Source organism: Thalassospira sp. MBR-102 (genome assembly GCF_040549275.1).
Lineage (GTDB): Bacteria > Pseudomonadota > Alphaproteobacteria > Rhodospirillales > Thalassospiraceae > Thalassospira > Thalassospira xiamenensis.
This window is the reverse complement of sequence record NZ_JBEPTC010000003.1, coordinates 128,538-142,762: the sequence shown is the minus strand read 5'-3', so window position 1 is coordinate 142,762 and position 14,225 is coordinate 128,538. Positions and strand designations below refer to the sequence as shown.

General features: G+C 54.1%; 12 protein-coding genes. 5 read left to right on the top strand and 7 right to left on the bottom strand.

The annotated features are described in order from the left end of the window. Positions 1 to 120: 120 nt before the first annotated feature. Together ABIE64_RS07220 and ABIE64_RS07215 are read left to right on the top strand one after the other, a co-directional pair. Positions 121 to 474, top strand: coding sequence for an ArsC/Spx/MgsR family protein (locus ABIE64_RS07220; RefSeq protein WP_354376998.1), 354 nt, complete (start codon positions 121 to 123; stop codon positions 472 to 474). Continuing rightward, positions 471 to 1,166 carry an HAD family hydrolase gene (locus ABIE64_RS07215; protein WP_354376997.1) on the top strand — a complete coding sequence of 232 codons (696 nt, stop codon included), beginning with the start codon at positions 471 to 473 and terminating at the stop codon, positions 1,164 to 1,166. Before ABIE64_RS07220 ends, ABIE64_RS07215 begins: the two co-directional genes overlap by 4 nt. A 58-nt stretch (positions 1,167 to 1,224) precedes the next feature. On the opposite strand, the gene ggt is transcribed toward ABIE64_RS07215, so the two are convergent. Then, on the bottom strand, positions 1,225 to 3,000 hold the full coding sequence (gene ggt / locus ABIE64_RS07210; RefSeq protein ID WP_354376996.1) for a gamma-glutamyltransferase: 1,776 nt from the start codon (positions 2,998 to 3,000) through the stop codon (positions 1,225 to 1,227). Between the two features lie 149 nt (positions 3,001 to 3,149). Next, positions 3,150 to 3,986: an alpha/beta hydrolase gene (locus tag ABIE64_RS07205; protein WP_354376995.1), complete on the bottom strand. Its 837-nt coding sequence runs from the start codon at positions 3,984 to 3,986 to the stop codon at positions 3,150 to 3,152. Between the two features lie 252 nt (positions 3,987 to 4,238). Here ABIE64_RS07205 and ABIE64_RS07200 point away from each other — a divergent pair, with 252 nt between their 5' ends. Both ABIE64_RS07200 and ABIE64_RS07195 read left to right on the top strand, forming a co-directional pair. Continuing rightward, entirely contained in the window at positions 4,239 to 4,919 is a 681-nt protein-coding gene (locus ABIE64_RS07200) for a Crp/Fnr family transcriptional regulator (RefSeq protein WP_341363947.1), read from the top strand. A gap of 271 nt (positions 4,920 to 5,190) precedes the next feature. Beyond that, complete coding sequence (locus ABIE64_RS07195) at positions 5,191 to 5,568, top strand: DUF423 domain-containing protein (RefSeq protein ID WP_071240181.1); 378 nt, start codon at positions 5,191 to 5,193, stop codon at positions 5,566 to 5,568. Between the two features lie 106 nt (positions 5,569 to 5,674). Here ABIE64_RS07195 and rpmG read toward each other — a convergent pair whose 3' ends face one another. From rpmG to ABIE64_RS07180, 3 genes are all read right to left on the bottom strand, one after another. Continuing rightward, positions 5,675 to 5,842 (bottom strand): 50S ribosomal protein L33, encoded by a 168-nt coding sequence (gene rpmG, locus ABIE64_RS07190; RefSeq protein WP_007089918.1) that lies wholly within the window; start codon positions 5,840 to 5,842, stop codon positions 5,675 to 5,677. 94 nt (positions 5,843 to 5,936) lie between these two features. Beyond that, positions 5,937 to 7,553, bottom strand: a complete 1,617-nt coding sequence (locus ABIE64_RS07185; protein WP_354376994.1) for a S41 family peptidase — start codon at positions 7,551 to 7,553, stop codon at positions 5,937 to 5,939. Positions 7,554 to 7,627: 74 nt separating this feature from the next. Further along, positions 7,628 to 8,065 carry a DUF983 domain-containing protein gene (locus tag ABIE64_RS07180; RefSeq protein ID WP_354376993.1) on the bottom strand — a complete coding sequence of 146 codons (438 nt, stop codon included), beginning with the start codon at positions 8,063 to 8,065 and terminating at the stop codon, positions 7,628 to 7,630. Between the two features lie 137 nt (positions 8,066 to 8,202). Here ABIE64_RS07180 and ABIE64_RS07175 point away from each other — a divergent pair, with 137 nt between their 5' ends. Further along, the gene (locus ABIE64_RS07175; protein WP_063092947.1) at positions 8,203 to 8,985 is read left to right on the top strand and encodes an Hpt domain-containing protein; all 783 of its coding nucleotides are present in this window, start codon (positions 8,203 to 8,205) and stop codon (positions 8,983 to 8,985) included. A 54-nt stretch (positions 8,986 to 9,039) separates the two neighbouring features. Here ABIE64_RS07175 and rnr read toward each other — a convergent pair whose 3' ends face one another. Together rnr and topA are read right to left on the bottom strand one after the other, a co-directional pair. Continuing rightward, positions 9,040 to 11,469 (bottom strand): ribonuclease R, encoded by a 2,430-nt coding sequence (rnr, locus tag ABIE64_RS07170; RefSeq protein WP_354376992.1) that lies wholly within the window; start codon positions 11,467 to 11,469, stop codon positions 9,040 to 9,042. 48 nt (positions 11,470 to 11,517) lie between these two features. Continuing rightward, positions 11,518 to 14,169, bottom strand: coding sequence for a type I DNA topoisomerase (gene topA, locus ABIE64_RS07165; protein WP_354376991.1), 2,652 nt, complete (start codon positions 14,167 to 14,169; stop codon positions 11,518 to 11,520). Positions 14,170 to 14,225: the final 56 nt, after the last annotated feature.

The window sequence follows — 14,225 nt, the reverse complement described above, 5'->3', positions numbered from 1 at the left end:
GCACGTGAATGGGGTTGCCGATTTCCGGGCGCGGTCTTTATATATGTTCCGGGATTTAGGGTCAAAACCCATTCGGCGATGCATGGCTGCATCGCACATTGCGACATACAGGAAGCATTCATGATTACGGTCTATGGCATCAAAAACTGCGACACAGTCAAAAAATCCCTTAGATGGTTCGATGCCAAGGGGATTAATCACAAGTTTCATGATTTCCGCATTGACGGAATTGATGCCAAAACCATCGAAGGGTGGCTTGCCGAAGTCGGCGGCAAAACCCTGATCAATAAACGCGGGCCAAGCTATCGTAATCTTTCCGATGGCGACAAGGCCGTGCTTGAAAATGACGATGCGGCCGCCGCCGCCATCCTTGCGGCTAATCCGACCGTGATCAAACGGCCGGTTGTCGATTTCGGTGCGACCCGCACGGTAGCCTATGATGAAGGACGCTGGTCCGAACTGGCTGGGGCATGAGTGACAGGATGATGGACGCGATTGTGACTAAGCCGGTCGTGCGCGGCGTGATCTTTGATTGTGATGGTGTTCTGGTTGATACCGAAAACCTGGCAAACAGGGTTCTGACCGATCTGCTGTGCGAATATGGCTGTGACATGACCCCGGCGCAAAGCCACCAATTCTTTATAGGTGGCACGCTGGCGGCTGTTGCACCCAAAATGGCCGAATCTTTTGGTGTGACCTTGCCTGACGACTGGATTAAGGAATGTTATGCCAGAACCTTCAAATCATTTGAAAAAGATTTGAAGCCATATCCAGACCTTGATCCTGTTCTCGACCTTCTGGATGCGAAGGGGATCCCGATGGCAATCGGTAGCAACGGCCCGCATGACAAAATGGATGTATCGCTTGGCAAGGTCGGGTTGCTGGATCGTTTTCGTGGTCGGATATGCTCCGCCCATGATGTGCAACATGCAAAACCGGCCCCCGATGTTTATTTGCTGGCTGCTGAAAAAATCGGTATCGACATCACCAAATGCGTGGTTATTGACGACAGCATCAGCGGCGTGCGCGCCGGTGTTGCATCGGGGGCCACGACAATCGGTCTGGTCGATCTGACATCGGCGGATGCTCTGCGCGGGGCAGGGGCGCATTATGTCGCAGAAAATCATCTGGCATTACGCGACTTTCTGGCTGATTGGCTTGCTTGACAAAAAAAGGCGGCATCGCAATCGATGCCGCCCGTCCTCAAATCATCGAAATCTATATTTACCCGCCGATAACGATGCCTTCGCGTCGTGGATCTGCCCCGCCAATCAGACCCTGATCGGTAATCCGGATGATGTGCAAACCGGAATTAAGATCGCGGATCTCGGTTTTGAAACCGCGTTGCTGAAGGTATGGCTCAAGTGCCTCGGCCTCTGTTCCTGACTCGATATCAAAGGTTCCGAACCGGTTGATCAGATGGGGCATGTTGATGGCCTGCTGCGGGTCCATGCCCCAGTCAATCATCCCGACTAGCGCCTGTGCGACATACCCGATAATCCGCGATCCGCCAGGTGACCCGGCGGCGATAACCGGTTTGCCTTCCTGCATGACGATTGTCGGCGCCATGGAAGAACGCGGGCGTTTGCCCGGTTCCAGCCGATTGGCAATCGGCACACCGTTGCTGTGTGTCTTGAACGAAAAATCGGTCAGTTCATTGTTCAACATAAAGCCGCGCACCATCAGGCGCGACCCAAAGCCGTTTTCAATGGTGGTGGTCATCGACATAACGTTACCCATGGCATCGACAATTGAAAAATGGCTGGTGCTGGGGAATTCGATTGCTTCATCATCGGCAAGCCGCATGGCGTGGCTGAACGCGGGTATGCCCGGTTCCACACTTTCCAGCGCCTGGTCGCTTTCCAGAAGCTTCGATCTTTGCGCCAGATAATCCTTGTCCAGTAATCCGGTCAAAGGCATCGGCACAAAATCGATATCAGCCATATATCGCCCGCGATCAGCAAAGGCCAAACGTGATGCATCACCAATCAATCGCCAGCTTTCCGGCGATTTGGGGCCAAAATCACCAATATCAAACGGTTCGATCAGCCCAAGTATCTGCCCGACCGTCAGGGCACCGGATGATGGCGGGCCCATTCCACATATTTCATATCCGCGATAATCGGCGCAAACCGGATCACGTTCCTTGACAGTATAATTGGCAAGGTCTTTCAGGGACAGAACACCGGGGTTCCAGCTTGCCCCCTGAACCTTGTTAATGATGTCATTGGCAATCGGCCCAAAATAGAACCCGTCAGTACCGTTTTGTGCCAACGCCTTAAGGGTATTGGCATATTCCGGGTTTTTCAGAAGCGCACCTTCTTCAAGCGGCGCGCCATTGCTGTCAAAGAAATAGCCCTTTGCGGTATCATCGCGCGAGAGCTTTTCGGCATCCTCGGCGATCAGTCCGGCAAGGCGAGGGGAGACATTAAAACCGATTTCGGCGCGTTCTATGGCAGGGGACAGCAATGAGGGCCATTCCAGTTGACCCCATTTTTCGTGGGCTACTTTCAGTAATGCTGGTGTTCCCGGTGTCCCGACGGACCGACCGCCGACAACCGCATCATAAAATTCCATTGGTTCGCCTGTTTCGGTCTGAAACAGGGGCGGTGTGGCGGCCATCGGCGCCGTTTCGCGGCCATCCATGGTTGTCAGCTTGCCGCTGCGTGCATCAAAATAAACCAGAAAGGCACCGCCCCCCAGTCCCGACGACTGTGGCTCAACTAGTCCAAGCATCGTCTGAACGGCGACCATGGCATCAATAGCATTGCCGCCGCGACGAAGCACATTTGCACCAGCTTCAACCGCCAGCGGGTTGGCCGCCGTAACCATCCAGTTCGGCGCGCGAACAGCGTCGCGATGTGAGACCGGCGATGTCGCACTTTCGGGTGCAATCGCATCCGTGGCCTGTTGTGCGTTGGCCGGCAGTGTCAGCAATATCGCCGTTGCACTGCTCAGCAGAAAGGACCGCAGACGGAAACCTTTGATCATGTGGGGCATGTCACCAACCTTTTTGTTGTGGTTCTGATGGCCCATGCTTCCAGAAATGGTGGTGATTGAAAAGAAAACAGTTGGGGACGTTCAGAAAAACAAAAGGCAGAATGCGCTAACATCCTGCCTTTAAAAATGAATTCGTTTTTTGTAATCAATCAGGCTGCGGACTTCTTTGAGGTACTGTCCTGTTTTTCGATTACGTTTTTTTCAAGCCATTTAGCAATTTGGGATGCTGCTTTTTCCCATTTTGCGTCAAGCATCATCGCGTGTGCGATATCATCAAGCAGAATGCAATCCGCGCCCAAACGCTTCGCGGTATGATTGACTAGCTCGCTTTGAATGATCTCATCATTGCGTGCCCCGATGGCCAGTATCGGCGGCAGATCTGTTTGCGATAGAAACACAGGATTGGCGCCCATCATATCCATCAGGGCGCGGTGGCTTTCCGTTTCAAGGCGACCGAAATAAATCATGCCTTCGTCCTCGGCGATGTCGGGCGACAGCATGGCACGCCCAAGTCTGTCTCGCAGCAGGGTGTGCGGTCCTATTGCCTGAAGCCAGAACATCTGAAGATAAAGATCGGGCTTTGCCATCGCCATCATGGTGTTGCTGGCAAGAAGGCCTTCCGGTGGGACGGATGCCATCAGTACCGCAGCGGCGGCCTTATGTTTTTCAAGATATTTCTGGATGATGTAACCACCCATCGAATGCCCGATCAGGATCGGCTTCTGTCCCAGCGTATCGACAACGGTTTCAAGGTCTTCGACATAATCATCAATTGACGCCAGACTGCGCAGGTCGCGTCCGCCGCTGCCACCATGGCCGCGAAGTGAAAACGAGATGGTTTCAAACCCCTGATCGGCAAACCAGGTCAGGAAATGCTCGTTCCAGCACCAGGCACCGGTAAACGCACCATGGACGAAAACAATCGGGGTTTTAGATTTGGGCTTGCTGCCTGGGTTACGGCGAAAAATTTCCAATTCGGGACTCATGGCAGGCCTCCTGCATGCGAATTGTGTAGGGATCCATATAATCTAACATGAAAATCGACAATTCACATCCGCAGCATTCGTTTGGATAGAGTATGGTCATACAATTGTATTGAAAATAGCCCCGAAATTGATTGCCGGTGATTGTCAGTGCCGACTGCTTTGCATATGATCCTAAGGGGATAGTCGGTATCGGTCAAATTCGCGATGAACCGGTAAAACGATGAAAACGAGAGCATGGAAAAGCTGGGGTAGATGGTAGAATTATCGGTGGTCGGTATTCTTGCGGGGCTTGATCAAGCCGCACTTGCGGATGTCGAACGGCACATCAATCGAAAAACATTTTCGGCCGGTGCGCAGATCATTGAACCGGAATCGGACAGTTCGGATGTCTATCTGATCCTGTCGGGTAAGGTCAGGATCGTGAATTATTCGCTATCGGGACGTGAAATCACGCTGGAGGAAATCGGGGTCGGCGGCTGTGTCGGCCATCTTTCGGCCATCGATGGTGAACCCCGTTCGGCTTGTGTGCTGGCCGTTACCAATACCGATGTTGCCATTGTCAGTCCGGCCAATTTCGAAAAAGTCGTCAAGAACCACCCATCTGTCGCTTGGAATGTCATTCATGAACTCGCGCGTATCGTGCGGACGTCGACCCGGCGGATTGTCGATGTCAGTACCCTTGGCGCGAACGAACGTGTCGTGGCGGAAATTCTGCGCTGCGCACAGATCGCGATTGCAGGGGATGGATCGGCAACGTTAAACCCGGTGCCGGTTCATTCCGACATTGCCGGGCGTGTCAGCACATCGCGCGAGACGGTTGCGCGTGTTATGGGCAGTCTGGCGCGTAAGGGACTGGTGACCAAAAATGATACCGGTCTTTACGTTCCCGATGTACGACGTCTGGAAGAATTCCTGAGTGAGTCGATCCATTGATTGGTCAAATCGGTTGCGAAATGATGAAATGTCGACAGAAAGTCGAAATTGTTTCGCCAATTGTGACGGGTGTCACAGAAACCTTTGGCCGTACAGGATAGAAAAACAGGGTGACGGGCATTTAAATGGTCCGGAACATCTCCCCCAAGAGAGTTTACTGGCCGTACAATTTTTTGTACGGCCATTTTTTTGCGTTTGATCATGGCGCGCCCAGCTACCGGTCTATAAAGTATCGCCAGTTTAAGGCTTTATAAAATCAGGAAACATCTTCATGCGGTTATCTGTTGTTTTGGCGGGGCTCAATGGGGCAATTGCCGTCGCACTTGGTGCGTTCGCAACCCACGGCATGGCAGGCGAAGAAATGAGCCACGCCCGTGATCTTGTCGAAACTGCCGCACATTATCAGCTGGTTCATGCTGTGGGGGTTGCTGCCATCGCAGCCCTTGCCCATCAGGTGCCCGATGAACGGCTTTTGCGCTGGGCGGCATATGCAATGCTGGCGGGTATTTTATTCTTCTGCGGAGCGCTTTATGTCATTGCCTTTGCCGGGATAAGCGCCTTTGGCATGGTGGCCCCAATTGGCGGGCTGTCTTTCATTACCGGCTGGCTTATGTTGGCGGGGGCAGGGTGGAAAAGATTTTCAGCCTGACGGGAGTTGGGGCGTTTCACCAGGTCCACCAGACAATAAAAAAGACGCGACCCGAAGGTCACGTCTTTTTTAAATTCCGGTAACCTAATCAGCCGAGGCTGAAAGATTACTTCATTTTCGCTTCTTTGAACTCGACGTGCTTGCGCACGACCGGGTCGTACTTGCGAAACGAGAATTTCTCGGTGGTATTCCGCGGGTTCTTCTTAACGACGTAGAAGTAACCGGTGTCAGCGGTGCTTACCAACTTTACGAGGATCGAAGCGGGCTTCGCCATATCTCAGCTTCCTGTGTTCAGGTGTATCTCAGGCCGCGGAACATAAAGGTTATGCGCCGGGTGTCAAGCCATTTTGGCAAAAATAATGCCATTTTTATTGCGAGGCAAAGGTATCGGCAATCTCATTGATCGGCAACTGAGCCAAATCCTTGTAACCCGGGAGGTTTTTGATCAATTCAAGCGCGATATCAATGTCGTTTTCATCAACGCCCTGACGGGCCGGGCACACCTTTCTAAGGTCCTGTCGTGCCTGTTCATTCTGATAATCAAGATTGCGCCATTTTGTCATCACGGCGACCATGTCATCGCGATGGGCCAATGCCGATTTGATCTGTTCATCCGGACCAACTCCGTCGGCGGTTGTGCAGATCGACGGGAAAAGTCCGATACGATCAAATGTGTAACCGGATGGAGCCGTCATCTGTGACCATGTAAAGGTCAGGGTACCCTTGTTCGAAAGATCATTGATCGCCTGAACCGATCCTTTGCCAAAACTGGTTGACCCGATCAGGACGGCGCGATTGCGGTCCTGAAGGGCCGCGGCGACCAGTTCGGCCGATGATGCCGTTCTTCCATCAATCAGAACCACAAGCGGGGCACCGCGGGTCAGGTCCTCGGCATCGGCTTTGAAGATATGGCGCGCGGCCATCACGCGTGATCGGGTATTGGCAATCGGGCCACCGGCAATAAACAGATCGGCAACCTCCACACCCTGCTGCAAAAGCCCGCCACGATTACCGCGAAGGTCAAGGATCACCCCGCGCAAACCACCGGGATAAAGATCGGCCTTCAGGATTTCATCGCCAAGCGCCTGTGCTGTCGCGCTGTTAAAACTGGCGATCCGCGCAATCAGAATATTGTCGCGAATTTCGGCAAAAACGGTCCGGCCGATAACGCGTTCTCGCATGATTTCAACCGGTGTGACGACCGGGCTATCGGCCCCATTGATCTCGATTGAAACACGTGTGCCTTCCTCGCCATGCAAAAGGTCGCTGGCGTAGGAGGCGGTCCGGTTATAAAGGTTGATCCCGTTCACCGAAATCAGTTGATCGCCGATATTAAGGCCTGCCTTGGCCGCCGGGCTGTCTTCGTGCACTTTCTTGATGACCGGATATCCATCGCCACCGATCAGTCGCACGCCAACCCCGATATAACCATCGCGCCGTGTCCGCGCCGTTTCGGCCTGGCTGGGACCCTCGTAACGGCTGTATCGATCAAGGTTCTTGATTGATCCACTGACAAGGGCTGATTGTACCGAAAGCGGATCGGCATGGCGCAAGTCTGGTGAATAAACCCGGTAAATGCCAACGCCCTTAAGCGTCAGCTCCGTCCACAAAAGGGTGTCCTGTTCTTCGCTATCGGCAGCGGGCAGGGCAAGATTGCGAACGGTTTTACCGTTATATCCAAGGATGATTTCGTCAGGTGTCATGCCGATGCGAATGTTCGGATCAATGGTCGAAAGCCCGTCAAGCGCATTGACAACGATCTGTTCACGGCCAACTGGATCAATATATCGGGTCGCGACCAGTTCGATGGTTTGTGACATCACATCGCGGGTCTGCGCATCATCACTTGAAATGATCACATCCGCACGCTGGGTCACACACCCGGCCAGCAAAAGGCAAATACCAACCATCCCGGCAACACGCTTTATAGGGCGTAAAGCCGGACGGAAAGAAACAGTATCGAAGTCCTGCGTGGCTGATGCCAAAATGTGCTCAATCCGAAAGGAGATGGATCAACGTGAAAGTCATTCTACTGCGAATGATGTGCAGTCGACAATGACTATCCCTTGATCTTCATCGCCCACTGGGTTCCAAGCACCGCCCCCTTGATAAAAGGCAGGAAGCCAAGGCAAAGCAAAACAGTGATCGGCAGCCAGACCGACAGTTGCAGCGCCATGGATGGCTGGATGGATTGTTCCATCGTAAGCGCCCCGCCAACAACGATATGGCCGACAATGAAAATCGTGAAATAGGGCGGTGCATCATCACAGCGATATTCGCCGATCGGATGCGCACAGCAATCACATTCCTGACGCAGCTTCAGATACCCGCCAAACGCAAGTCCATGCCCGCAATTGGGGCATTTCCGGCGGAAACCACGGCTAAGACCGGTCAGCAGGCGCGACCCGCTGCTTTGTTCACTATATTCTGGCTGCATGGTGGCATTCGTTCCTGTTTTTTGATCCAGCCCCTTGATCGGGCCGAAAAAAAGGGGCATTGAAACGGATATCTATCATCATGAAGTTGAAGTGATCGGGCAAGTGCTTTTCTGGCATGGCTGAAAACCCTGCGAAACGCCGTTATAATGCCGAATCTTTGATACTGATGTCTTCAACCCGGTACAGGAGCGCCCAGATGGGGAATGCAGACGATATCGTCGCCCGACTGAAACAGGATTTCATTGAAGACACTCTGGAACGCGCAGACCGCATCGAAACCACCATTGATCGTGTTGCCGGCGGTATGGACAAGGCTGATGTTGGCATCGCCGAACTGCGGCGCGAAGCCCACACAGTCAAAGGTCTGGCCGGATCGTTCGGTTTCCCGCTTGTCGGCGCTATTGCGCACCGCATGGAAGATTACATCGCCGAACTGACTGAAATTGATGATCTCGAAGCCGCATCGCTTGTCGATTTCACGACATGGATCCGCGAAATCATCGAAAGCGGGACCAATCCCCCGGCGGAGGAAGAAACCCGCATTCTGCGCTCATTGCCGACCCGAAGTGCAAAAAAGGGGGATGAGGATAGCGTCTCGAACACGCCAACAGCGCATGACAAGGAAGTTCTGATTGTCACTGCAACCACGGTTCAGGCGCACTTTCTGCAACGCGAATTGCGCGAAAAGGGGTTCCGGACCATCACCGCACGTAACGCAGTCGAAGCATTCGAGACCGTCGTGCAATCGCGCCCAGATGCAATCATCACTGCGGCGGTCCTTGATGGTCTAAGCGGGATCGAACTGATCCGCGCCCTTGCCGCAATGAAAACCATGAAGGACAAGGCGCTTGGCCTTCTGACCAGCTTCGAGGCATCCCACCCCGATCTGGAAGGTCTGCCATCAAATGTCGTGATCATTTCAAACCGGGGCAAGCAGACAGCCGAGCATCTGGCAAAGTTCATTGAAACGCTTGACTGATTGCAACATCCGATATCAACGAAAAAGGGCGACCATCGCGGCCGCCCTTTTTCTTTAACTATCGCGTTTGGTCGTGTTGCGTGCGACCCGGCTTGATGCCACCAGCTTGCGCTGTTTTTTGGGTGTGGTTTTCTTCTTGCCTGCAGCCTTGGCACCAGGCTTGCTGCCCGGGTTTCCCCCACGGGGGCCACCACCAGATGCACCGCTTTTATCCTTTGGATTGGCGCGGAAACCCGGTTTGGTGCCGTGACGGTGGCTGCGATCACCGGGGCTGCCACTGCGCTTGCCGCGTCCACGCGGCCGTTCGATCAGGTCCCGGTCGGTGATATCGGCATGACCTGCCAGACGCAGCGCAAGCGATCCGGTTGCCGCGTCTGCCTCGGCAATGCGGACAACAACATCATCTCCCAGACGGAATGTCTTGCCGCGATTTTGCCCGACCAATGCATGTCCGATGGCATCATGCACATAATAATCATCGGGCAGGGTGGAAATCGGGACGAGACCATCGGCACCGGTTTCCTGAAGCGATACGAACAGGCCAAAATGCGTGACCCCCGAAACACGTCCGGGGAATTCCGCGCCGACCTTGTCGGCCATATAGGCCGCGACATAACGGTCAACCGCATCACGTTCGGCCATGGCCGCCCGTCGTTCGGTGCCGGAAATGTCTTCGCCGATCTGCTCGAACCGTTCGCCATCTTCGGGCGGTAATCCGCCTTCGCCAAGTTTCAGGCCCGCAATCAGTGCGCGATGCACCAGAAGATCGGCATAACGTCGGATCGGGGATGTGAAATGGGCATATTTCTTAAGGGCCAGACCAAAGTGCCCGATATTGTCCGGGCTATACATGGCCTGTGACTGACTACGCAGCACGACCGTATTGATCAGCTCGGCTTCCGGGGTGTCCTTGGCCTGTTCAAGGATGCGGTTGAAATCGCGCGGGCGCAGGACCGCCCCCTTGTTCAGCTTGTATCCAGCCCCTTCAAGGAATTCATGAAGCGCTTCAAGCTTTTCCTCGCTTGGCGCATCGTGAATACGATACATGCAGGGCTGCTTGATCCGTTCAAGTTCCTCGGCCGCACAGACATTGGCCGCGACCATGAATTCCTCGATCAGCTTGTGGCTGTCAAAGCGTGCCCGCGGTGCAATGGCAATGATCTGGCCCTTGTCATTCAGCTCGATCTTGCGTTCCGGAAGATCAAGTTCCAGAACACCACGTCCTTTGCGCGCCTCAAGAAACGCCTCATACGCCCCGTAAAGCGGCTTGATAATGGTTTCAAGCAATGGCCCCGTTGTGTCGTCGGAATAACCATCCATTGCGCGCTGAACCTGATCATAAGTCAGGCGTGCTGCTGATCGCATCATTCCGCGACAGAATTTGTGTCGCAGTTTGGTGCCGTGCCGGTTCAACCACATCTCGACGGCCATACAGCCGCGATCTTCATGTGGAACCAGCGAACACCAGCCGTTTGACAATTCAAACGGCAACATCGGCACGACCCGGTCCGGGAAATAGCAACTATTGCCGCGCTTTACCGCTTCACGGTCGAGCGCGTCGTGCGGGCGCACATACCAGGACACATCGGCAATCGCGACCATGATGTGCCAGCCGCCCTCGTTTTCCGGATCGGAATCGGGTTCGGCCCAGACGGCATCGTCAAAGTCGCGCGCATCAGCACCGTCGATCGTCACCAGCGGAATATCGCGCAGATCTGTGCGCTTGCCCATCGGCGTTGCCTTGGACTCACGCGCCTGCAATTCGACCTCGGGCGGGAATTCAAAAGGAATACCACGCGCATGGATCGATACCAGACTGATCGATTTCGGTTCGTTGATATTGCCCAGAACCTCTGTAATCCGGCCTTTGCGCAGGCCGAAATGCTTGCCCGGCAGAATTTCGGTCAGAACCAACGAACCACCTTCAAGATCGGGATGGTCATCCAGCGGCACGGCGATCTCGCCGCTATCCTTGCGGTCTGTGGGCACAACCCGGCCTTCACGTTCATTGGGGCGGAAAATGCCCAGAACGCGTTGCGGGCCGCTGCCCAGAACCCGCATGATGCTGGCTTCATAGGTCTGCTTGCCGGTATAGCGCAGTTTGGCAAGGATTTTATCGCCAATTCCCGGTGCGCTTGGTCCACCACGCCGGATCGTTTTCACGTAAATGACCGGTGGTTCGTAATCTTCTTTCCAGACATTGGGACGGGCAATTACCTCGCCATCATCATCGATGCCGATGATTTCCAGTACTTCAACCGGCGGCAGGCGGTCGGGTTTGTCAAATCGTCTGCGGCCCTTGACCACGTCACCACCGATTTTTAGATCCCTCAGGATCTTTTTAAGCTCGATCTTCGCTGCACCCTTGATGTTGAAGGCGCGCGCAATTTCGCGCTTCCCCACCGGGGTGGGGCTCATATCGATGAATTCCATGATCTGTTCCCGTGTGGGGAACGGGGTTTTATTTTCTGTGTCGTTCGCCAACTTCGCGGCGTCCTTTCAATTTTATCGTCAAGAAAAGGAAGGCGGCGATTAATTCGCCGCCTCTTTCTTGGTTGTTTTCTTTGCTGCAGGTTTCTTTGCAGCGGTCTTTTTGGCAGCCGGTTTCTTGGGGGCCGCCTTTTTCGTCGTTGTTTTTTTTGCTGCGGTTTTGGTTGCCTTGGCCGGTTTCCCCGATTTGGCTTCCTTTTCCTTCAATGCCGCAATGGCCATTTCCAGCGTGACATCTTCCTTGTTGGTGTCACGCGGCAGATTGGCATTGGTTTTCTTGTGTTTGACAAACGGACCCCAACGGCCATCGGACAGGAATATCGGTTCGCCGTCATCGGGATGTTTGCCGATTTCCTTGCCTGCTTTTTCGCGTTTATCCGCAATCAGGGCAATGGCGCGGTTTTCACCAACCGTCAGAACGTCATCCTCGGCCTTAAGCGATGCAAAAATGCTGCCCGCCTGAACATAGGGGCCAAAACGGCCGACATTGGCCTTGATTTCCTCTCCTGTGTCGGGGAATACGCCCACCAGACGCGGCAATGTCAGCAATTCTTCCGCCTTGGTCAGATCGACAACCGATGGCTCCAGACCTTTTGGAAGCGATGTCCGCTTCGGTTTGACCTTTTTTGGTTTGCCGTTCTTGCCTTCGACTTCCTCTTCTTCACCCAGCTGCACATAAACACCATAAGGGCCTTTGCGCAGGGTGATCTCCTTGCCGGTTTCCTTGTCGATGCCAAGCACTTTGGGCCCGGAATCAAGTTCGGAATCGCCGCCATTTTCATTGGCAACTAGCGGACGGGTAAAGTTGCATTCCGGATAATTCGAACAGCCAAGGAACGCGCCGAATTTGCCAAGCTTAAGACTGAGCGTGCCATCAGTGCATTTCGGGCATTTATGCGGGTCCGTGCCGTCGTCGCGCGTCGGGAACAGGTAATTTTCCAGCATCACCTGAAGCGCATCAAGCACATCGGTGATCTTCAGTTCCTTGGCTTCGTCAACGTTACCCTTAAAGGCCGACCAGAACTGGTTCAGCACATCGCGCCAAGCAAGGCTTCCGTTTGAAACGTCATCAAGCTGGTTTTCCAGATCGGCCGTAAAGTTGTACTGCACGTAACGTTCAAAGAATTTCGACAGGAACGCCGTGACCAGACGACCGCGGTCCTGTGCGACAAAGCGGCGCTTGTCCAGCGTCACATAATCGCGATCCTGCAACACCGAAATGATCGATGCATAGGTCGACGGACGGCCAATACCCAGTTCTTCCATTTTCTTGACCAGGCTCGCCTCGGTATAACGGGGCGGGGGCTGTGTGAAATGCTGGTCGATACTGACCTTGCCAAGATCGGGCTTCTGGCCTTCGTTCAAAGGGGGCAGACGACGATCATTTTCGTCTTCTGCCTCGTCATCCTTGCCTTCCTGATACAGTTTCAGGAAACCGTCGAATTTCACGACCGAACCATTGGCGCGCAGAACCACGTGATTGTCATTCGATGACAGATCAACCGCGACCTGATCGAATTTGGCATCTTCCATCTGGCAGGCGACGGTGCGTTTCCAGATCAGGGTATAAAGCGCAAGCTGATCCTTATCCAGGTGACGCGCAACCTGATCGGGGCGACGGAACAGGTCAGTCGGACGGATGGCTTCGTGGGCTTCCTGTGCGTTCTTGGCCTTGTTGGCAAAGCTGCGTGCACTTGGCGGCAGGTAGTTTTCACCGTAATCCTTGGAAATCAGGCGGCGTGCTGCTGCCAGTGCCTCGCCCGACAGCACGACCGCATCGGTACGCATATAGGTGATCAGGCCAACTGTCTCGCCACCGATATCAACCCCTTCATAAAGGCGCTGTGCCAGCTGCATGGTGCGTTTCGCGCCAAAGCCCAGCTTGCGTGACGCTTCCTGTTGCAGGGTCGAGGTGGTGAAAGGCGGCTGCGGACGACGTTTGACATCTTTGCGCTCGACCTTTGAAACCGTATAGCTGCGGCTTTCGACCTTTTCCTTGGCAATCGTCGCTGCACCCTCATTGCCCAGTGCCAGCTTATCAAGCTTCTCACCGTTCAGATGAGTCAGACGCGCGGTGAAGTTGCCCTCAGGCACCTTGAAACCAGCTTCGAGTGACCAGTATTCGTCGGGGCGGAATGCTTCGATCTCAATCTCGCGCTCGCAAATCAGGCGAAGGGCGACCGACTGAACACGACCGGCCGACCGTGATCCGGGCAATTTGCGCCACAGAACCGGCGATAGGTTAAAGCCCACCAGATAATCAAGGGCACGGCGCGCCAGATAGGCATCGACCAGTTCCTGATTAAGCTCGCGCGGATTGGCAATCGCGTCGGTAACTGCCTTTTTCGTGATCTCGTGGAACACAACGCGATGAATATCGCGACCGCGCAAAAGCTTTTTCTGTTCCAGAACTTCCAGAATATGCCACGAAATCGCTTCCCCTTCGCGATCCGGGTCAGTCGCGAGATAGATGGTATCGGCATCGCGTGCAGCCGATGCGATCTCGCGGATCTGTTTTTCGGAACGGCCATCGGTTTCCCAGACCATCGCAAATTCGTTGTCGGGATCAACTGATCCATCTTTTGACGGAAGATCGCGGATGTGACCAAACGAGGCCAGCACCTTGTAATCGTCACCGAGATATTTATTGATCGTCTTGGCTTTGGCCGGGGATTCGACGATGACAAGATTCATTACGTTTTTCGTGTCCGGTTCTTGCGCCCTGGGGCGAAAATGTATGTCGTGCTGCG